Consider the following 21,428-nt stretch of genomic DNA (forward strand, 5'->3'; position numbering starts at 1 on the left):
TTGAGTCAACCATGAAGATGGAAGGAACGAAGTGAGTAAGACGAAACCATTTTGTATTTCCAAGCAAAGCGTAATGGCCGCTTGGGAAAGAGTTAAGGCGAACAAAGGGGCCTTTGGGGTTGATGAAGAATCTATTGAAGATTTCGAATTAAACTTAAAGGATAACCTTTATAAGTTATGGAATCGAATGTCATCGGGTACCTACTTTCCTCCACCAGTGAGGGCAGTGGAAATACCGAAATCTGACGGCAGTAAGCGTTTATTAGGAATTCCGACCGTTTCGGATCGAATTGCACAAGCAGTTGTTAAGAGCTACTTGGAAAATATAGTCGAACCGAAGTTCCATGAAGATTCTTATGGATATCGTCCTGGGAGATCAGCATTGGATGCGGTAGGAGTAGCCAGGAAGCGTTGTTGGCGGCAGGATTGGTGTATTGATCTGGATATCAAAGGCTTCTTTGATAACTTAGATCATTCATTGATGATGAAAGCAATAAAATTCCATACAAAGGAGAAGTGGATTCATCTTTACATTGAGAGATGGCTAAAAGCCCCTTTACAAACAGAAGATGGAGAACTGATCAAAAGGGAGAAAGGCACTCCCCAAGGGGGAGTTGCTAGCCCTTTGCTAGCCAATATATTCATGCATCATGCGTTTGATGAGTGGATGAGGAGATACTTTCCTAATGTAAAGTATGAGCGTTTTGCAGATGATATTTTGGCGCACTGTAGTTCGCTAAAGCAAGCGGAAAAGGTGCTGGAGGGAATCAGGAACAGATTGAAAGAATGTGGTCTTGAGTTACATCCAGAGAAGACAAAGATTGTGTATTGTAAGGATTCGGATCGCAAGGGCTCTTACGAGCACGAAAGTTTTGATTTTCTTGGGTACACATTTCGTCCTCGTCTGTCAAAGAACAAGATGGGGAAGGGCTTTGTAAACTTTACGCCCGCGATTAGCAAAGAAGCTGCAAATCGGATTAGAAAAGAAATCCGAAGTTGGAAGATTCATCTGCGAAGTGACAAGAACATTGATGACCTAGCAAGGATGTTCAATGCCTATGTACAAGGATGGGTAAATTACTATGGACGATACTACAAATCGGCCATGTATCCATTTTTGCGTAACATAGAGCGTTATCTGATCCGATGGGTTATGAGGAAATACAAAAGATTCCAAAGGCATAGACACAGAGCAAGGAATTGGCTGGGTCGTGTAAGAAAACGCGAGTCTGGATTATTTGTTCACTGGAGATTAGGTCTTGGATCACCGGTTAGATAATGGGAGCGGTGTGAGTCGAGAGGTTCATGCACCGTTCTGCGAGCAGCATTGGGGGAAGTTCCCGATGCTGACTCACCTGGTGATCTGCTGCCGCTACGAGAAAGATGCAGTGCGGATTAGGGAAGTCATGATCAAACGGCTTGCCAAGTTCAAGCTTGAGCTTAATGAGGAAAAGACAAAACTTGTCTCGTTCTCAAAGAGCAAGAGCAAGCAAGGTACCAGGCAAGGTGTCTTTGACTTTCTTGGATTTACCTTTTACTTAGGGAAATCACGCCGTGGCACGATTGTTCCAAAGATAAGGACGAGTGGTAAACGGTTACGTGCAAAGCTTAAGCGTGTTAACGAATGGGCGAAGAGAATACGGAATCAATATCCACTCAAGGTAATTTGGCAAGCATTGTGTACAAAACTACGAGGTCACATTCAATACTATGGGGTGAGCTTCAACTTTAGGGGCGTACAGACATTCATCGATAAAGCCACGAGAATTATGTTTAAGTGGCTGAATCGACGGAACCAACGCCGATCCTTTGACTGGGAACACTTTAGACTGTTTATAAAGCGTTTTCCACTTCCATCAGTTCACATTGTACATTGTATGGTTTAAGCATCTCACCCAGGTGAATGAAGTTATCGTAAGCCCATTGCCTTAATAGGGCATGATGTGGTTCTAACGAGGGGCCAGCTCAGGAAACTGACTGGTCTACTCTATCACTTAAGGATGGCAGATGGAAAGAAGCCAATGATATATTGTGTGGACCATGATATGAAAGAAAAGATGGTTCTTCCGTTGGAACGCATTTTAAAGGTCAAGACAACAGCTGTACACTTTAACCCCGCTTATATAATAGATTTCATACCAAAATTGTCGTTGTAGATGGTGATCCCTGAAAGAGCATCCATAGCATAACGTTGATTGTTGCTTATTAACTGGTTGCATAATGCATATTATTACGGATCGTGAACAGTAATAATATGTACATAATTCGAAGAGAGAAAAAGCTATAGAAATCCTAAGGAAAAGTGGGTATGAAAAGAAGTTACTAAATCCATAAAAAATCCTCCTGAATCATGCCGAGTTCTTCACAAACCATGGATAACCCTAGAATTCCAGTTCAAGGGAGTCACTCTGAGTTTAATGAATTTATCTTGGAGCATCTTCCTCCTAAAATGCGAGGTCGCCCTTTTAAGATCTCTAGATATAAGATTTTCAACTACATTTTGAAGTTTTTGAATATGGGCTGGCAGTGGGAAATGCTTCCCCTTGATAAAGATGAAACCGGTAGAGCAGAAATTCACTATAGTCAGATTTTCCGGATTTTTCAGGAGTGGCTGAAATGTGGAACTCTTGTAGATATATTTGAAAATTCTGCCTTCACATTGCATGCCCAAGATCTTTTGGACACGTCTGTCACTCATGGGGATTGGACAACGACCATGGCTAAAAAAGGTGGAGATTGCTTGGGTTATAGCGGCCAAAAACATATCTACTGGTTGCACAATGATCATGATGCGTGGAGTATGCCCAAAATAAGGCTTTGGCTACCTACAGATCTGTGTTTTAAAAGAGGCGGGCCAAATAAATATTCTATCAAGCCGTTTTCCTCCTCAGCTTGTTTGAAATTTCCTAACTTTAGTCAAAGCAAAATTTCATGTAAAAGCCGTGAGTTCTAACGAGGGGTCAGACCAGGTAACTGGCTGGTCTATTCCATTAATTAGTTTTTAGAAATGACTTGTATCAATTTCCTACGTTTTACTAAAAATTAAGAAAGAAAACATATGATCGGCTATGGAGACATATAGTGAATCTAACCCAAAACTGCACTATAAAACACGAAGCTTGGGACTAGCTTCATTATCAATAAAATTCTCAATGGAGAGTTTTTTAGCTCCGAACAGCCAATATCTATAAAAGGAAGCAAGTAATGTACAAAATACTTTCTGAAAAACTAGCCTTCATGATGAGAGCTTTCATTATTTTTACCCTAGGATTATTAAGCACCTTAACCCTTGCTGTGGAAAATGATAATTCCTCAGAGCTTCCCCCTCAGCAAAAATATAATCTAACAAAGCTTTTTCATCATATTGAAAGCCAAATTCCTGTAGAGCCTAAAAATGACCATTATGAAGTGCACAAGCTCTTTCAACAACGTCCTCATGCCTTAACAGAACTTCTTAAGAAAGAACCTCAGAATGCATGGAATGATGTTGTGGCTTATTTTGCTAAGAATGACTTTATTTTATCAGCATTAATTTCTTTTCGTCATTTAAGCAGCAATGATCTTTTGAACCGTCTGACGATGGAAAAAGACACTTGGAAAGAGCATGTTCTAGTAATCGGCGATCTATTAGAAAAGTTTGGTGGAAACCTTGTGTCTGATCCAAGATTTGGCTCATCGCTTCAGAATTTAATATCTTGTCATTTTCAAGTAACAACTTTTGCCTCTCTCAAGTCGCTTGCACAAGCCTTACAGACGGTCAAAAGATCGGATTCCAAAGTTAAGGATGCTATCCATGATGCTCAAGAAATTATAAAAAATTATCTAGAGGAACATAAGCTGCTGGAGATAAAATAACCTTTCCGCCTCTGTCTGTAGTCAATTATTAGGGATTAAAAAAATCCCTCATTTATTAAAGCGGGTTTTCACGATTTTTGAGAGAGCAGACGTTTTTGGGTCCTGATGCTTGTCTGTTGAAAGTTTAATCAAGTGTATCCTATCAAGATTGATGTGGCTACAGTAAACTGGACAAGCTGATTGAGATAAAATTCAAGAAAGGAAGTCCTAAAAAAATGTCCGATAAGAAGCCAAACACCTACCCGTCAGAATTCAAAGAATCAGCCGTTAAGTTAGCTATTGAATCAGACTGTCAACCACCAAGGATATTGACCCCCCTTGGCGCCAACTTAATTGACCCCTCTGGGTAATAATTTATGTGATTGTTGCCATCTGATTTTCCTCCTTTTATGGTTGTGCTATTTTAGCTGAGAAGTGCCGTCTGTAGAACTCACCTTCCAACACAATGGCATGACTTTGACTAATCAGCCGATCAAGGGCAGCATTTCCCATCGCGACATCAGGGAACAGATCAACCCAAGCTTCAATCTTACGGTTATTGGTAAATATAAGGCTGGAGTTTAGATGGCGTTGGGCGATAATTTCGTATAAATCTTCTGCCTGGGTAAAGGTCAACGCAGTTAATCCAAAGTCATCAATAATCAATAAATCAGGCGTTATGAATCGCTTTAAAGCTCTTTCCCAGCTATGATCAGCACGGCTAGCATGCATGTCTCTAAACAGCTGTGCAGCTCGAATAAACCTAACTCGTTTGCCTTGACGGCAGGCTTGGTGGCCAAGGGCTTGCGCCAGATGGCTTTTACCAGTGCCGATGGGGCCAACAATTAAAAGACCTTTGTTTTCCTTCAGATAATGACCCACTGCTAGGTCACGGATCAAATGTTGGATTTTTAAGGGATACCTGGCCATCTCAAAAGATTCGAGTGTTTTCTCCTGCTCAAACCTGGCTTTCTTAATCCGTTCAACAAAGGCTGTATTATCCCGCCGCTGGATCTCATCCTGCAACAATAATTCTAACCATTCGGTATGGGACAGGGCATTCTCGCGTGCTTGGCTTAAGCGGACTTCATAGCTCTCCAGGATGTCGGATAAGCGTAATCGCTTCAGGCATTCGGTTAAAGGATACGTTGTCATTGTACGCCTCCTTGAAGCGGCACAAGTTCATGGGCCGATCGGATATAGCTTGTTTGATGACCAAGGATACACGGTGCAAGCTGATCAACCTGTCTCTCATAGTTGTGGGCCAGGATTTCTTCAAGCTGCGGTAGGCATAATTATCAAATGATAGAGAGCGTTGGCAGGCAGACTCTAGTCGATTGTTCCATACTTGAGAGCTAATCTTAAAATGGCCTGTGCCTTTCTCTGGCCAATCATAGTAGGGGCTTTTAAGACCTTTTCTAGAAGCTGAGTAGTAAAAGGTCCAATTTATTGGGCTTGTTGGACACAGTAATCTTTATCCTTGGTTAAGAAATCTTGCTTATGCATAGGATAGTCTTGTGGATCTGTTATCCACTGACCACGGTTTGTGGCACGGATATGGCTCTTGATCTTTTGAGTGTCCTCATAAATTTTCACCATTCGTTGGGTGGTTCTTAACCACAGTGCCTGGCCAATATACGATGTTGGGACAGAATAGTAAGAACCTTCAAGCATCACCTGTTGATCCAGATGGACTTTCACTTCTTGCCACAAGGCACGTTCATAATCTGTAGCCGGTAAAGGTTTAAGGGTTGCTTTTTCTTGGTCAGTGAATAATTCCCAAGGTGTGCGACCGGTTGTCCGTGTCACCTGGTTGGCAATCTCATGGCGACACCAATGGAGAGCGCCAGCATTGACTTGTTCAATATCTTCAAAACTTCTACCGGCAAGGAGTTGCTGACGGACAAGTTTAACACTGCGTTCTACCTTGCCTTTGTGCTGAGCTGTCTTCACTTTGTTAGGGTCACAGACAAATCCATAATGGCGCTCCAGTTCACCATAAGAGCGGTTAAAAACTGGATCATAAATGTCAGCTTTCAAGACGCCTGCTTTTAGATTATCCAGCATCACTGTCTCAGGAACTCCTCCAAAGAAATGAAATGCCCGAATATGACAATCAATCCAGTTGGCGATATCCTGACGGAAGACAAACCGCACAAACCGATAACGGCTATGGGATAAGACCATGATAAAAGCATAGGCTTTGCGTTGCTTGTGCGTCAGCGGATCAATCATCATACCAACATAACAAAAATCCACCTGGGCTTGCCGGCCTGGCACCGTCTCAAGGTGAATCGTTGACTTAGGTAATTGTGGAAAATGCTTGGTTATGTATCAACGTAAACTCGTCTCACTCACCCTGGCACCTTTCTGGCCAAACAATCTCACCATTTGTGTAATCGTCATGTAAGGCCTCTCTCGCCAATGAGATGTTCATGCTGATTGGCTAAATAACTCTGTGCAGGGGCATTTTCTGCTGACGCTTTAAGGCGTAAATTCATAAATGAACCTCTCAGACCATCAATCTCTTCCACCTTGCTTTGATGAGTCAATCCTGTTTGCTGCGCCTGGGTAATCAGTTTCCTGACTGTATTACGCGATATACCCAGGGATCTGCTGATCCCCTTAAGACTCATTCCCTTTAACCACCGATATAAAACTTCTTCAACTTCAATCATCGGAATTGTTCTCCTTGCCATTCTCTCGATGCCTTCTTGTTAGTCACTTCAAAAGCATATGAGATAAATTATTGTTTCCTTGCCAATTTATTGACCCACGAAGGGGGTCAATAATGCTGGCGAATTGGCTTATTTAACCACTTCAAAAGGGGTCAATAACTTTGGCGCCAAGGGGGGGGGTCAAATATCATGGCTGTTGACACCATAATTAACCAAAATTTATGCTTTAGTCTGTTTAAATAAATCTCGAAAAATCTTTATTTGGAGAATATGTAATGGTTAAGCATTTGCTTCTTGCTGCATTAAGCACCCTTTGTACCTATGTTGTGGCAATGGATGGTCCTTCAATGCCCAATCACCCCTACCATCGCCTTAGCGAAGAAGATAAGGGCGAAGAAGGTTATAACCTTTATCCTGGATACTTGGAGGTAAGCCAGCATTATGAAAATATGGATAAGGAAGAGTTATATAGATTGGGCTTACAATATTATAATTCACCCACAAAAGACAACGACTTAAAGAAAGCACGCCTGATACTTAAATTAGCTGAAGAACGAGACCAACCCCAGGCTGCTGAAACACTTGGAGATATGTGGGAGAAGGGAGAGGGAGGTGCTGTTAATTTAGACGAAGCAAAAAGTCTTTATTCAAAGGCTGGCCGCCTAGGGTTAGAAAGTGCCAATATGCGTCTGGCAGCCATTCATAAACGCGCAAATGAGATTGATCTGGCTTATAAATTATATGCGCCACTAGCAATAAAAGGCAATGTAGCAGCTCAAATTGGTGTGGCTAATATTATTTTAATTGACAATACATCTGGAAAAATTAACGTGACGCCAGAAGAGATGACCCAGGCATTTGAATGGTGCCTTCATGCAGCTGGACAAGGTTTCGCACCTGCTCAAACTGCTTTGGGTACTATTTTCCTGAAAGGGATCTCGTCGGGACAAAATAAATTTTTTTCCAACACAGAGGAAGCAATTAAATGGTATACAAAAGCAGCTAAACAGGGAGATACCTATGCTGAATATAAGTTAGGTAGTATTTATTTTGGAATTAAAAATATCCCTGAAGCTGTTTCCTACCTAAAAAAAGTTGTTGAAAACGAAAAGGCAGAACAAGTCTTGGGTAAAAAGCGCTTGGCCATCGCTGCGCATAAATTAGCTTACATTTACCATGATGGGTATAAAGAAGGAAAATATTTAATAGGAGATGTTAAAAAAGCATACCAAAAAGCGATTGACTTAGGTAGTGAACAAGCAAAAAAAAATCTAAAGACATTCAACATAGAATTAGCCCAGAAGAAAGGGATTTTGCCAGGAATGCGTGCGCGGCTTCCATGGAGTTCTCCTTCAAAAATGGACGAAAAATAAAAATATTTAATTTTAAGAAAAGTATGAAATGAAGGGGGATAGTTTAAGTGTAAAGCCTAAGAAAAGGGAGAGAGAAACTATCTATGACTACAAATGTAAAATGGAGAACAGTATCTTTGGAAAGTAGCTCTTCTTCCTTTGAATCTTTCCTAATTTCAGGCCCTTCTTTGTGGGCTTTGTTCGGGAGAGGTAATGTAAAAGTGCGTATGTTACAATTAAGACTGACAAGTTATTTTTAGCTTAGCAGATAAGTTTTCCTTTGAGAACTTCAAAAGGTGTTTTTCCCTGTAAAGCAGAATGAGGCCTATGACAATTATAGAATTTTCCCCATTCTGCCAATTTTTTTCGAATGTCTATGTCATCAGTAAAATTAATAAGTTGATAAAATTCTACTTGATCGATCCCATGGGAACGTTCAACTTTTCCATTAAGATGAGGTGACCTTGGTTTGATATAAACATGCCTAATTCCTAGATTTTCGCAATGCCAATGAAACTGTGCTTGAAATTCATGCCCACTGTCTGTTTGGATAGTATGTATCCGGAAAGGAAAACATTGTAAAATATAGTTAATAAAATCAATAGCATTTTTTTGAGTATGCCGATCGTAGATTTTCAAGGCTCTTGCTCGTGTGGCATCATCTATAGCTGTATATTGGTAGCGTCTTATTTTCTCCCCTTGCTTATTTTGTAAGTCGAGGAAGTTAACATCTACTTGGATTCTATGTCCAGGTACCTGATTTTCATAACGCTTAAAAGATTTAAGAGAACGTTTCTGTTGATTGGAAGAAAGTCAGTTAAGCCCATTTCTCTTAAGAACGCTATAACCCCCACTAGAAGAGATATTAACTCATGGTAGCGTTTCAAATACCAAGCAATTCGCTGTTGGCCTAAATGATAGTTTTGTCTTAAGTAAAGAATCTTTTCTTCAATCCAAACAGGGGTTCTTAACTTTGGATTTGCTGGACAAGGATTACTGTTAATTAATCCTACTTCCCCTTTTTGTTTATAAGATTTTTTCCATTGGTAAAATGTTTCTCGCGAAATCCCAAAATAACGACAAGCTTTTGATACATTTGTTATTGCTTCGGCATATTTTAAAACTTTAAGCTTTCGGTAAATATCTTGTTGTTCTTGTCTCGTCATAAAAACACCTTAGGTTAACAAATTTTTTATACCAAATCTGTCAACCTAAGTCCCAATTTTCATACATAATTCCTTCAGGCAATTGAATGCAACTTAAATCAATAGGTTCTTCTCCCTTACCCTTGTAGGGGATCAGCCTCCAAGAGGTATTGCCAAGATACAAGCGTGACTTTTGGAACCGAAATGTATAATATCTTTTTACCCCCTTATGCAACGGTCTTTGACTGCTTATCCGACTAGCTTTTAAAATTTATAAGTAAATCTAATAATCCCTTGATGTGATTTTTGTGTTTGGCTAATTTCGCCATCATAGGTCGCGGTAAGAGAGAATTTATCCCCGAAAACAGCAGTGATACCGAGGCCGGGGTTCACCATATTCTGACGCTTATTGTTCACGAAGACGGTGAAGCTGTTGCCATAACCAGCAAAGGAAGCAGTGACCCTTTGGGGAGTACCTAGCTCTTGTTTATAAGTATAGCCAAGTTTGGCATAGAGGTAGAGCTGGACATCATTCAGATCGAACAGGCCAGAAAGTTGACCGCCACCTTTGGCTTGGATAAAGCGACTTGAGCGACTTCGGACGGCCAGATTGGGATTGATCCCTTGTTGGCTTTCCGTATAACCTGCTTCGTTCAAGTAGAGCCCACCAAAACCTGCATAAGGAGTGAAGGTGATCGTTTCACCGACCATAAAGTCGCGTCCGACTTCAAAATTTCCGCTATAGTGGTTGCCATGGTGTTGCTGGCTGTCGGTATCGGTATGACCAGCGATTGTGAGATTGCGGTTGCCTTTAAAAATGTGGTGACCGTAGAACGCAGCGGCATTGACGTACCAGTCTTCTGTCGGTGCCCAGATCCCATAAAGACCAGTGCGGTAGCTGTTAATAGTCCCATTACCGTAATTCTGGTCAAGGTTGTAAGAGGTATTCGCATAACCAACGGTGGTCCCGATGATGAGGTCGTCGGTGATAAAAGTATCGGTGCCCACGGCAGTACCATAGGTGTTGACTTTCACCCCGGCAACACCGATTGTGGGGCTGCCATCAGCAATAGCATCCTGGCTGAAGTGACCCCCAGTCTGTTGCACCCAGAAAGTCGATTTACCCAAAGTTGTGCGTAAGTTTTGTGGCACTTCACGTGTTTTAGGGACAAGATTGAGATGCGTCTCAGAATGGGTTGCAATTTTGCTGAGCACATTAGTAAGCCCTATTGCCAGTGGTATATTGCCTTGAGCAATAGCAAGACCAAGGGTCTGACCTTGAGCTTCCTTATCGTTCAAGCGCTTCTTGACTTTGCGGATGAGGCGGTCAGTAAAGGACGCTTCAAAAAGACCATCTGCTTGATCAAGTTCGGTTGCGACTATTGCTGCGCCAATCAGCACATTGGGCGCCGGGTGAAGCTGATTTAAAGCATTATAAAGCGCATCGCCAGACAAATTTGACAGAGCTGCTTCAAGATTGGCAAGGACTGATCCAGCTGGTGGTGTGCCTAACCCATCAATATATCCAGCAATGGTGCCTGCATTGCCGCTCGTGACAATACTGCCAATGGAGGCTTGCCTTATTACCGTTAATAAAACGCTGTTGGTGGTATAGGCAAGTTTGTATTGTAATAAGGCCGAAGTCGACGTTAGCGCATCAAACTGCGTCGTGATGGGATTGACGGCCGTCAGAATTGTATAGGTAGTGCCACTTATATAGCTGCCCGCATCCGGCGTTACATTGACAGTGCCGCCAAGGGTGGCTGTGCCAAGAACCTGGATTAAATCTGATTGGCCGTTGGCGTTGATTTCACATTGGTATACACCATTTGTATTATTAAAGTTTGTCTCCACAATGATTTGACCAATAGAATTTCCAGGTGTAATAGTTCCACTGTTGGTTAGACTTTTAATCGTGTTATTCCCACTCAGTATCGCCCCATTGTTAACGGTGACAGCAGAAGATGCAATCGAACCATTGACCTTGAGCTCTCCCCCATCCACAAGTGTTGGCCCGGAATATGTATTATCCGCATTGCTTAACTGTAAAACACCATTTCCATTCTTTGTTAGACCACCCGTACCGGTGAATTGACCGCTAAAGTTGGCATTGTTGCCAGCCGTATTAATCGTTCCATCCTGAACGAGAACCACAGGGTTACTGACGTTGGTTAAAGTTGAACTTATCTGTAAAATATCCCCTGCTGTATCAAAAGTAAAATTACCAACCCCTAAAGACTGATTATTGCCAATGGCAATGGTGCCATTTTGATGGATCACACCATTATTATAGTTAGGTCCTGATAGAGTAAGCAGACCTGATCCTAATTTAGTCAAGGTGGCATTACCCGTAATCGTTCCTGATAACTCCACATCAAAGCCTTGGGTGTCAAGATTACCTGCTGATGTCATCTGAATCGCATTGGCTATGGGACCTGTTAAAGCTTGGGCTAACCGAAGGGTTGACCCCCCAGCTCCAGCAAAGCCAAAGGTACCTGTGCCAAGAGCTTGACTATTGTTAATGGTGATAATCCCTTGTTGTAAGGTTGTTCCTCCGGAGTAGGTATTTACCCCATTCAAAGCCAACACATCAGTATTGTTCGCCCCATTCATCGTCAGTGAAGCACCTGTTGCTCCTGTAACCCCTCCGTCTTGAAGCGCTCCATCAAAGGTTTGAGGCGCTATTAAGGTAAAGGCACGATTTCCAACTTGTATCGCGCTGCCAGAATCACTAGTAACCTGACTAAGATCCACGTTAGCGTTACTAATATCAAGTGTTCCTGCCACCACGATAACATTGCCAGCAAGAGAACCCAAGGTAGAGGCATCCCCCACTTGCAAGATCCCCCCATTAACCTGCGTATAGCCATTATAGTTATTCGTTCCCGTTAAGATTAATCTGCTGCCGCCTGTCTTAGTAAGTGAACCTCCCAATCCCGAAATATTTCCAGCAAAGGTTGCACTACCAGAAGTACCACCTAGAGTGACTGACTGTCCCCCAATCAAAAGATTACTACCTTGATCCGCATTGACGTTCGCCAGAGACGGAGTGGTTACCGCACTCACATCAAGGATGGCACCATTGGCAATATGAATGTTTGCTGAATCTGCAATCGAACTGGAACCTCCAAGAGCTAAGGTTCCCCCTTGAATGTCGGTCAATCCAGTATAAGTATTCACCCCATTGATGGTTAATGTAGCCGCACCCGTTTTCGTAAGCGATCCCCCAGTTTCTCCACTAATCCCCCCATCTTCAATCGCGCCATTAAAGATACCGCTCGGAAGAGAGAAATTTTTACTCCCAATCTTAAGGGCACTTCCCAAATCAAGTGTTGTTACACCGCTTAAAACCACCTGTACTCCACTCACTTGACTCACGTCAAAAGTCCCACCATTTTTAACATTAATAGAAGCCGAACTTGCAATCGAACCATTTACGCCTAATGCTAAGATTCCCGAATTAATTGTGGTTGTTCCTGTATAGGTATTCATCCCATCCAAGGTCACAATCCCACTTCCTTGCATGGTAATAGATCCTGTCCCAGAAATTACCCCAGAAAATGTTTGCGATGTCGGATCAGTTGCACCAAAAGTTAAGTTATTAGCCCCTAACTTAACCGATGCTAAGTTTGATGTTCCAGACAAAGCGCCAATCGTTGTTGTTGCTGGACCCGCATTAATATCAAAAGTAGCCCCACCATCAACCGTCACTGTACTGATTCCATCCAAAGAAGCCCCAGCCCCGCTAAGGGCCAAAGTCCCTCCGCTGATGTGCGTGCCGCCCGTATAGGTATTGGTCCCTGTCAGTGTTAACGTCCCCAACCCTGCTTTATTAAGAGTCCCTGACGTTCCGCCATCAGCAATAGCTTGAGAGATGGTTGTGTCGTTGCCATTCGTATCCAAGGTATCAGTTGTAGTAGTAAGAGTGATTGCGCGTGTGTTCGCAAGGTTGAAAGCAGCATTCCACTGCAACGTGCCACCCGTAAAGTGAAGAGCACCTGAGCTATTGCCAAGACTGGCATCATTCCCCACTTGCAAGATCCCGCTATTGAAAGTAGTGCCGCCTGTGTAGGTGTTGTTGGTGCCACTTAAAATGGCTGTGCCGGTCCCAACTTTGAGGATTGATCCTCCCAGACCAGCGTCCTGAATCACACCACCATAGGTCTGTGCTGTTGTATTATTGGTTCCAAAGGTTAATGTCTTCCCACCTAAAGAAACAGTGCCCACGCCACTATTTAAGTCACCAACCGTAGCCCCTGAGGTTGTCCCGCTAATATCAAAGATCGAGGTATTATCTACAAAGCCCAAGCCAGAGCTACCAATATTCCCCACACCACTTAAGGCAAGGGTCACTTTGCTGCCAATCGATGTCGTACCAGTAAAGGTGTTTGCCTTTGTCAAGGTAAGGCTTGCTGCTGTGCCAGAAGAGTTTGTCACCGAAAACAGAGTACTACCACTAACAACCCCGGATAAGGTTCCATTATTGCCATTCACATCAACGGCTCCCCCTGCTGTTCCAGCCAAAGCAAGAGGACGTGCAATAGTTGGATTGGCAGCCCCGAATTGCAAAGTCCCAAGGGTATTATTTGTCCCATCCCCCAACGTTAATGTCGCATTCGGCGCTGTAATGGCGTTATAGATACCACCTAGGTTTGCGTCTGAGTTAATTTGTAAGATACCATCATTGACAGTCGTCCCACCGCTATAGGTATTCGTCCCTGTAAGAGCTAAGGTGCCCGCGCCTGTTTTTATAATCTTCCCCCCAGTTAATGTGCTTAACCCACCATCCAGAATATTGCCACTGACAGCCCCTGAAGTTAGATTGAGATTCTGATTCCCAATCGAGATATTGCTACCCGCTCCAGCTGTGATGTTGGCCAATAACGGATTCGCTGCCCCATTACTCACGTCATAAGCGGCCCCAGGGCTGATGGTAATAGTATTAGAAAGAGTACTTGATGCATCTTTCAGTGCCAAGGTCCCCGAACTGATCGTGGTTGCTGATGGCGTATTTGCCCCCCCAATAACCACCATTCCATTTCCAACGGAAGAAACAACTGTCAGGCTGCTCCCACTGATCCCGCCTGTTAAATACCCAGTGTTGCCGTTGCTATCGATGGTGCTGGCCCCACCTAAGTTGATGACGGTGGCAAGGGGAGTTGTAGCGGGAATAGATGCTGCCAGTTGCAAGGTTGTCCCAGCACCTAGACTCAAGCCCCCACTGCCCAGAGCATTATTGTTACCCACGGCCACTCCCCCTGCATTGACTACTGTCCCACCGCTATAGGTGTTCACGCCAGTCAAACTCAACATCCCCGAACCATTTTTAGTGAGCACAGCCGAGTTACCGCCACTCACAACTCCAGAAACGGTGAGAGCATTTGCGCCCGTATTGATCGTACCGCTGGTCATCAGAGTGATTGAATTGGTCGATGTAATCGCCGCAGTGGTTTGCAAAGTTGGATTGCTTGTCCCATTAAAGGTGACTGCTCCAGGCGTTACTGTGCTGCCAAGGTTGCTAGCTGAGCTCACGCTTAAGGTGGCGTTATTGCCAATAGAGATTCCCCCCGTAGTGGTATTGGTGCCGGTAAGGGTCAATGTCGCTGCTGTCCCAGAAGAGTTTGTCACCAAAAACGGAGTGCTGCCACTGATCACCCCGGACAAAGTTCCATTGTTGCCATTCATATCGACGGCTCCTCCTGCTGTTCCAGCCACAGCAATAGGACGCGCGATGGTAGGATTAGCTGCCGTGAATTGCAAAGTCCCAAGGGTATTATTTGTCCCATCCCCCAACGTTAATGTCGCATTCGGCGCTGTAATGGCGTTATAGATACCACCTAGGTTTGCGTCAGAGTTAACTTGTAAGATCCCCTTTAAAACCGTCGCCCCGCCTGTATAGGTATTTGTCCCCGTGAGAGCTAAGGTGCCCGTGCCAACCGTGAGAGAACCTGCCCCTATAATATTTCCATTAAATGTAGAAGCGCTACTGATGTTGGCGGTTAATGAGTAAGTGGATAGATTAATTGCGCTATTGGCTACCCCTTCTAATACCGTGTAGGTCGAATTATCTTGTAAAGTTACTGTTCCGCCGCTCCCCGTATTAGCCGTAATATTAATCTGTTCAATATTCAGCTTCACCACCCTATTGTTGTTGGAATCAGAAATATAAAGATTGCCCGGGTTATTATCGACGGCAACTCCAAAGGGACCATTTAAGCCGCTGCTTACAAGAGTAGACTGGGTATAAGTTCCGCCACTCAGGGTTTCCATCAAGATCGTATTGTTGACGGTATTAGCAATATAGACATTGCCTGAGCTATCGACGGCAACTCCACTGGGCTGACTTAAGCCGCTTACAAAACTAGTCACGGTATAAGTTCCGCCACTCAGGGTTGCCTCCAACACCTTATTGCCGCTGGGATTAGCAATAAAGACATTGCCTGAGCTATCGGCGGCAACTCCATAGGGACCCGTTAGTAGGCCGGAGGTTATCGTATTAGACTGGGTATAAGTCCCGCCACTCACGGTTCCTATCAGGACCTTAGCGTGGTTGGTATCAGCAATATAGACATTATTTGAGCTACCGACGGCAACTCCGTTGGGAACACTTACGCCGCTTACAAGAGTAGACTGGGTATAAGTTCCGCCACTCAGGGTTTCCATCAGGATCCTATTGTTGCCGCTATCAGCAATATAGACATTGCCCGAGCTATCGACGGCAACTCCACTGGGACCGCTTAAGCCGCTGCTTGGAAGAGTAGACTGGGTATAAGTTCCGCCACTCAGGGTTTCCATCAGGATCCTATTGTTGCCGCTATCAGCAATATAGACATTGCCCGAGCTATCGACGGCAACTCCGCTGGGAGTATTTAAGCCGCTTCCAAGAGTAGACTGCACATTCCATGGGTTTAAAGTATTGGCAGATACAAAAGGCGCTGAAGTTAAAACATAGGAAAAGATTGTTAAGAAGAGGCACTTCTTTGTATGGCCGAAGAAATCTAATAGGCTTGAAGAAGGAAAACTCTTAGAGAAGGATGTGTGTCGATGCATGGATTTTCTACAGACTTAAAATCAATATATAAATTATCACTAAATAATTATTAAATAATTATTAAAATCCATCTTTATGGCACCATCATCAACTATGTTTGTAGAGATTTAAGTTTAGCATTAGCAATGATGACGATTTTACGCATAAGGTCCTCATTATTCACCTTTAGCAATTTTTGTGAAAAAGAACATGTTTAATGGCATTGTTGCGCAAATAGGACGAAAGAATAAAGTCCCCTTTTCCCCGTATTTATTAGATTTTAACTGATTCCGGCATGCCAAGATTAGTAAAAGTGTTCATGATGAAGCACCCAAGATGCAATTCTGCATCCTGGTTATCCCATAACCTGGCATTAAGCTTACGACCGATCACCTCTTTATAGCGGTATATCGTATTTTCTACTTTTGCTCTCCTGCCATAATCATTTTTTGTTTGCCAGGCGTATAGTCCCTTTTTATCAATGTAATTAATACCCTTTTGTCTGACAGAGCAATGCTCTTCTGACAGTGAAGGAGATCCTCGAGCTGGAGGAATAATGGCTTGAATGTTGTCTAATTCTAGTTTTTCATAAACACTTTCCCCATCATAGCCCGCATCAGCAATAAGTTGCGTAATATTTGTCGCATCGGCCTGCTTAAGGTGAGCGTCTAAGCAGGATCGATCATCTGTTAAATGACTAGTCATTATCCGAGAAACAATTAATCCCTTGCTGCTAATGCCAAGGTGAAGCTTACGCCAGACTTTGCGTTTGTACTGTTTGCCATATTTTGTTTCGAGCCATTCACTTTCTCCAAATACTTTAATACCTGTACTATCAATGACAAGGTGACCGTGTTCATCCATTTTTTCTAATTGGCGCGTGATTAAAGGGACAGTCCCTCGACGTGATAGTCTTGTGTAATCAGGGACATCCAATTGAAGGCCAAGGAGATGAAACAATGACTTGACCAATCCTTGAGTTTGTCTAAGTTTTTGTTTAAAGATGAGCCTTAATGTTAGCATTAGTGTAATGGCATGATCAGAATAGTGAAGAGGCCGCCCTTTTTTAGAAATAGGAGATTTTTGCGCGTACCACTTATGGTGAAGATCCTCACAAAGCCATAAAGTGAGATCTCCTCTGTTTATTAAAGTTTGATTATAGTCTGGCCAATTCTGTAGGCGATAGTGCTCTTGACGTTTATGAATAGCGCCTGATCGCCTAATACGTTCTTTATAAGGCATAGGTCGTCCTTTTTTATTTTAAAAAAAATACTTCCATTTACCTTTTAATGACAACTTTTTCTATTTGCGCAACAAAATCCATTTATCATCGGTTTAATAATAGCTATGGAGATATTGAGGAACAGATGGCTTATCGAGGGATTCATGTCTCTTATGAAACGATTCGATCTTGGAGCATCAAATTTTCAAGCCATTTCAGAAACGTCATTAAAAAGCGGGAACGGAAACCTTCGGATAAGTGGCACATTGATGAAATGACAGTAAAGGTCAATGGAGAAATGTTTATTTTATGGCGTGCAGTCGATTCTGATGGATATGAACTGGATGTCTTTCTTCAGAGGCGCCGTAATAAGAAAGCGGCAATTAGGTTTTTAAGCCGGATGTTGGGGAACTACCCTAACCCCAGAGTCATTGTCACGGACAAATTGAAAAGTTACAGAAAACCAATACAAGCTATGTGCCGGAGCACTGAACATCGATCGCATAAGGGGTTAAACAATCGCGTTGAAAATGCCCATCAACCTACACGTCGCAAAGAGAAATGCCTAATTAAGTTTAAATCACCGCAGGGTATACAAAGAACATTAGCCCTTATGGGAAAAGTTCGTAATCTTTTTGCTATTGAGGTGGGACGATATTTGAAAAAAGCTTCTGAAAGAAGAGATGCTTTTAGAGCCGCCTGCACCATCTGGTCTGAGGCGGCTCAAGGCCTCCTTCGCGTCTAATGAGTCCACTTGAGAATATCTTTTGCATCTTTGATAGTTAACTTGACGCTTCCTAACTGATTCCATATTTACAATACCATCTAACACAATTAAGTATTATCTCGCACTTGATAGTGCCGCCATTTGAAATCAGTCATCTCTTCACTCCTTCTTCTTTAGTATAATGGGAAAGAAAATGTTGTTTGCGCTTTAACTTGGCGGTACCCCTTCGGGAAGGCGATACACTAAAGCTAATCCCATGGAAAAAGAGGGGGGAATTTTATCCTTTCATTAAAGTAATAAGTAGATTATTTATGTGAAAAACATGCCCTATTCAAGGGTAATGAAAATAATAAGTTAAGCGAGCATAATAATGAAATCTTTTTCTAGTCTTCTTTTAATCTCTTCCCTCCTTATTTTAAACTTGAACGCTATGGAAAAAGAGGATGACCTCCAGGGTGACCTTCCTCCTCCCCACAAGAAAATGAGATTAACTCCCACCAGCGAGAAAGAAAAAGTTTACAGTGAGACGACTTCTTTTGAACAGTTACCACCCAAAGGGATTGAAAACTTTGAAAGATTGAAATGGTACACTCAGGCTGCTGAGCAAGGTAATGCTCCTGCTCAATGTAGCCTTGGGGGAATGTATCTAGAAGGCCGTGCAGGAATATCTAAAGGGGCAGAAGCCGATCAGCAAGCTTTCAAATGGTACACTATGGCTGCTGAGCAAGGTAATGCTAATGCTCAAAATAACCTTGGGTTTATGTATGCGCAAGGCCGTGCAGGAATACCTCAAGGAGAAGAAGCCGATCAGCAAGCTTTCAAATGGTACACTATGGCTGCTGAGCAAGGTCATGCTAATGCTCAATGTAGCCTTGGGGGAATGTATCTAGACGGCCGTGCAGGAATACCTAAAGGAGAAGAAGCTGATCATCACGCTGCCAAATGGTTCACTCAGGCTGCTGAGCAAGGTAATGCTCCTGCTCAATGTAGCCTTGGGGGAATGTATCTAGAAGGCCGTGCAGGAATACCTCAAGGGCCAGAAGCCGATCAGCAAGCTTTCAAATGGTACATTATGGCTGCTGAGCAAGGTAATGCTCCTGCTCAATGTAGCCTTGGGATAATGTATCTAGAAGGCCGTGCAGGAATACCTAAAGGGCCAGAAGCAGATCATCACGCTGTTAAGTGGTTCACTCGGGCTGCTGAGAAAGGTAATGATGCTGCTCAATGTAGCCTTGGGGCAATGTATCGAGACGGCCGTGCAGGAATACCTAAAGGGCCAGCAGCCGATCATCACGCTGTTAAGTGGTTCACTCAGGCTGCTGAGCAAGGGCTTGCTCCTGCTCAATTAAATCTTGGGGCAATGTATCGAGACGGCCGTGCAGGAATACCTAAAGGAGAAGAAGCAGCTCATCACGCTGTTAAGTGGTTCACGAAGGCTGCTGAGCAAGGTAATGCTCCTGCTCAATTAAATCTTGGGGCAATGTATGAGCAAGGCCGTGCAGGAATACCTAAAGGGCCAGAAGCCGATCAGCACGCTTTTAAATGGTTCACTCAGGCCGCTGAGCAAGATAATGCTACTGCTCAATTAAATCTTGGGGCAATGTATGAGCAAGGCCGTGCAGGAATACCTAAAGGAGAAGAAGCCGATCAGCAAGCTTTCAAATGGTATACGAAGGCTGCTGAGCAAGGTAATGCTCCTGCTCAATGTTGCCTTGGGTTAATATATGCGCAAGGCCATGCAGGAATACCTAAAGGGCCAGAAGCCGATCAGCACGCTGTTAAGTGGTTCACGAAGGCTGCTGAGCAAGATAGTGCTCCTGCTCAATTTAGCCTTGGGAGAATGTATGAGACCGGAAGAGGAGTGACTCAAAATTATCAACAAGCCGTGAAGATGTATACCTCAGCACTAAAACTAGCCCCAAAATCTATACCAGTAAAACAAACTCTTCAGTCCTTTTTTACTTGTGACTTAACCAACTACAACCCCACCTCAACACTAGAAGGACCACAGACAGATATAGAAAATCTAAAAGGAAGCTTAGAAAGCTTAAAGGATCACCATATCTTTCTAGAAGGTTTTGCGGGCGGTGGTTTTGGTCATGGTTTTGGTGAAAATTCTTCTCTTAGAACTTTGAGCCACCAAATTGGCAATCTGAGTGATATTTATATAAAGTTAGTGGCCCAAATTAATGAACCTGGATTTTTGATTAGCTGCCTTATGATGAATCCTACGGCACCAACTCCTTCCCTGGAAATGGTTGCCAACAAAAAAAGCATCGCTGACTTATATTTTAAACTGAGAGAGGACTTGCCACCCTATCTTTGCTTAAGTTCACCTGATATGGTTGACCTTCTAAAATCAGCAAAACTCCATGAGAAATTAGAAGAATTATACGGAGTTTATGAAAGTTCAATCACCATTTTGCAAGAAGTTTCGGCCATTGCCCCAGGCCAGGACAATATTACTAAAGAAATAAAAGGTATTTTGTTAGGCCTAAAATATGCAAAAGAAAGCCAACATAATTTTTTGAAAGCATTTTTAGAGCCATACTACGCCGCTAATGAGGAATCAGAAAAAAGACTCGCTTTACAAGAAATCATAAAAAACTAAAGGAGCACCGTAATACCTTGCAAGATCACAGGGAGCTTTGCAAAGAAATTAATTCGATGATTCTTGGTATAATTAAAGAATCTGAGGCTTATCGTAATCACCTCTTTATTACAAGAATATGGAATGGATGAACTATTATATATATTAGCTTTCCGGTACAACTGCTTGCTGATTTATAGAAGAGAAGCAAACAAAAAGTAATAATGAAGAGGAAGTTTCTACATTAAAAACTACTTGGCGGCTAATCCGCAGGCATCGTCAAGTTGTTGAATGGAATAAGATTTGATTGTAAAAATCTTCCAATAAGAAAAGGAAGATTTTACGATGAGAGATCATTACAAAGGGTACCTGATACCCAAAAGTGTTGGTGGGATACGCAGATTGAAGCTTATTATATAGAATATTGTATATTCTTAATTATAAGCATCTTATCCTCATATTAAATACGTTGTTCCATTATTATTCTTTTCATCCCCAGGCAAATCATCCTTTTATGAGATTAGTGGTAACGTTATCCGCGGAGAGAAAAGGGGACTGATGATACCTTTTTCTAGAAATAAGAAATTTCTTTAAGGTCGACTGTTTATAATCAACGCCATATTTAAAGTCATAATGAGCAGATTGCCATTTTCATAGAGACTATAAGTTCTTTATCTTTTTTAAATGGAGCCATTTCATGGTTCAGTTAAATAAGGAAGTAAATCATAATTCTCTTCAAATTTTTATAAAGTCACCCATAAAATTGGTGTGAAAAAATTTCAAAGGGGCGTTTTTCAGAAGACAAAATGAGAAAAAGGGAAAAAGCATCGCTTTTAGAGTGTTTTTTTCG

13 protein-coding genes and 1 pseudogene are annotated in these 21,428 nt (G+C 42.7%); 8 read left to right on the plus strand and 6 right to left on the minus strand.

Annotated features, from left to right (window positions below; all coding sequences use genetic code 11):
• The first annotated feature begins 31 nt into the window (after positions 1-31).
• The 5 genes from ltrA (at position 32) to IG80_RS16565 (ending at position 4,205) form a co-directional block, all read left to right on the plus strand.
• The gene (ltrA, locus tag IG80_RS0107720; RefSeq protein ID WP_032113180.1) at positions 32-1,279 is read left to right on the plus strand and encodes a group II intron reverse transcriptase/maturase; all 1,248 of its coding nucleotides are present in this window, start codon (positions 32-34) and stop codon (positions 1,277-1,279) included.
• Positions 1,260-1,886, plus strand: a complete 627-nt coding sequence (locus IG80_RS0107725) for an RNA-dependent RNA polymerase family protein (protein WP_052046249.1) — start codon at positions 1,260-1,262, stop codon at positions 1,884-1,886. The genes ltrA and IG80_RS0107725 overlap by 20 nt, the downstream gene beginning before the upstream one ends.
• 623 nt (positions 1,887-2,509) lie before the next feature.
• Positions 2,510-2,953 (plus strand): hypothetical protein, encoded by a 444-nt coding sequence (locus IG80_RS13315; RefSeq protein ID WP_198027305.1) that lies wholly within the window; start codon positions 2,510-2,512, stop codon positions 2,951-2,953.
• A gap of 251 nt (positions 2,954-3,204) precedes the next feature.
• A complete protein-coding gene (locus IG80_RS0107735; protein WP_032113518.1) occupies positions 3,205-3,855 on the plus strand; it encodes a hypothetical protein in 651 nt (216 codons plus the stop codon).
• A gap of 215 nt (positions 3,856-4,070) precedes the next feature.
• Complete coding sequence (locus tag IG80_RS16565) at positions 4,071-4,205, plus strand: hypothetical protein (RefSeq protein WP_269517181.1); 135 nt, start codon at positions 4,071-4,073, stop codon at positions 4,203-4,205.
• A gap of 37 nt (positions 4,206-4,242) precedes the next feature.
• On the opposite strand, the gene istB is transcribed toward IG80_RS16565, so the two are convergent.
• The 3 genes from istB to IG80_RS0107750 form a co-directional block, all read right to left on the minus strand.
• Positions 4,243-4,989, minus strand: a complete 747-nt coding sequence (istB, locus tag IG80_RS0107740) for an IS21-like element helper ATPase IstB (RefSeq protein ID WP_032113519.1) — start codon at positions 4,987-4,989, stop codon at positions 4,243-4,245.
• Between the two features lie 291 nt (positions 4,990-5,280).
• Positions 5,281-6,165, minus strand: coding sequence for an IS21 family transposase (gene istA, locus IG80_RS0107745; RefSeq protein WP_156962119.1), 885 nt, complete (start codon positions 6,163-6,165; stop codon positions 5,281-5,283).
• A 71-nt stretch (positions 6,166-6,236) separates the two neighbouring features.
• Positions 6,237-6,533: a helix-turn-helix domain-containing protein gene (locus tag IG80_RS0107750; RefSeq protein WP_156962120.1), complete on the minus strand. Its 297-nt coding sequence runs from the start codon at positions 6,531-6,533 to the stop codon at positions 6,237-6,239.
• Positions 6,534-6,787: 254 nt separating this feature from the next.
• Between IG80_RS0107750 and IG80_RS0107755 the strand changes: the two genes are divergently transcribed.
• Complete coding sequence (locus IG80_RS0107755) at positions 6,788-7,885, plus strand: tetratricopeptide repeat protein (RefSeq protein WP_032113521.1); 1,098 nt, start codon at positions 6,788-6,790, stop codon at positions 7,883-7,885.
• A gap of 240 nt (positions 7,886-8,125) precedes the next feature.
• Here the strand turns inward: IG80_RS0107755 and IG80_RS12530 are convergent.
• The 3 genes and pseudogenes from IG80_RS12530 to IG80_RS0107770 form a co-directional block, all read right to left on the minus strand.
• Positions 8,126-9,030: pseudogene (locus tag IG80_RS12530) on the minus strand (IS481 family transposase).
• A 243-nt stretch (positions 9,031-9,273) separates the two neighbouring features.
• A complete protein-coding gene (locus IG80_RS0107765; protein WP_032113522.1) occupies positions 9,274-16,059 on the minus strand; it encodes an autotransporter-associated beta strand repeat-containing protein in 6,786 nt (2,261 codons plus the stop codon).
• Positions 16,060-16,312: 253 nt separating this feature from the next.
• The gene (locus IG80_RS0107770; protein WP_052045949.1) at positions 16,313-17,281 is read right to left on the minus strand and encodes an IS5 family transposase; all 969 of its coding nucleotides are present in this window, start codon (positions 17,279-17,281) and stop codon (positions 16,313-16,315) included.
• 47 nt (positions 17,282-17,328) lie between these two features.
• On the opposite strand from IG80_RS0107770, the gene IG80_RS14025 reads away from it, so the two are divergent.
• Positions 17,329-18,006, plus strand: coding sequence for an IS6 family transposase (locus tag IG80_RS14025; RefSeq protein WP_075553205.1), 678 nt, complete (start codon positions 17,329-17,331; stop codon positions 18,004-18,006).
• 352 nt (positions 18,007-18,358) lie between these two features.
• Positions 18,359-20,599, plus strand: coding sequence for a tetratricopeptide repeat protein (locus IG80_RS13325; protein WP_052046252.1), 2,241 nt, complete (start codon positions 18,359-18,361; stop codon positions 20,597-20,599).
• The last annotated feature ends 829 nt before the right edge of the window (positions 20,600-21,428 follow it).

It is taken from the genome of Candidatus Paracaedibacter symbiosus, assembly GCF_000757605.1.
Classification (GTDB): domain Bacteria; phylum Pseudomonadota; class Alphaproteobacteria; order Paracaedibacterales; family Paracaedibacteraceae; genus Paracaedibacter_A; species Paracaedibacter_A symbiosus.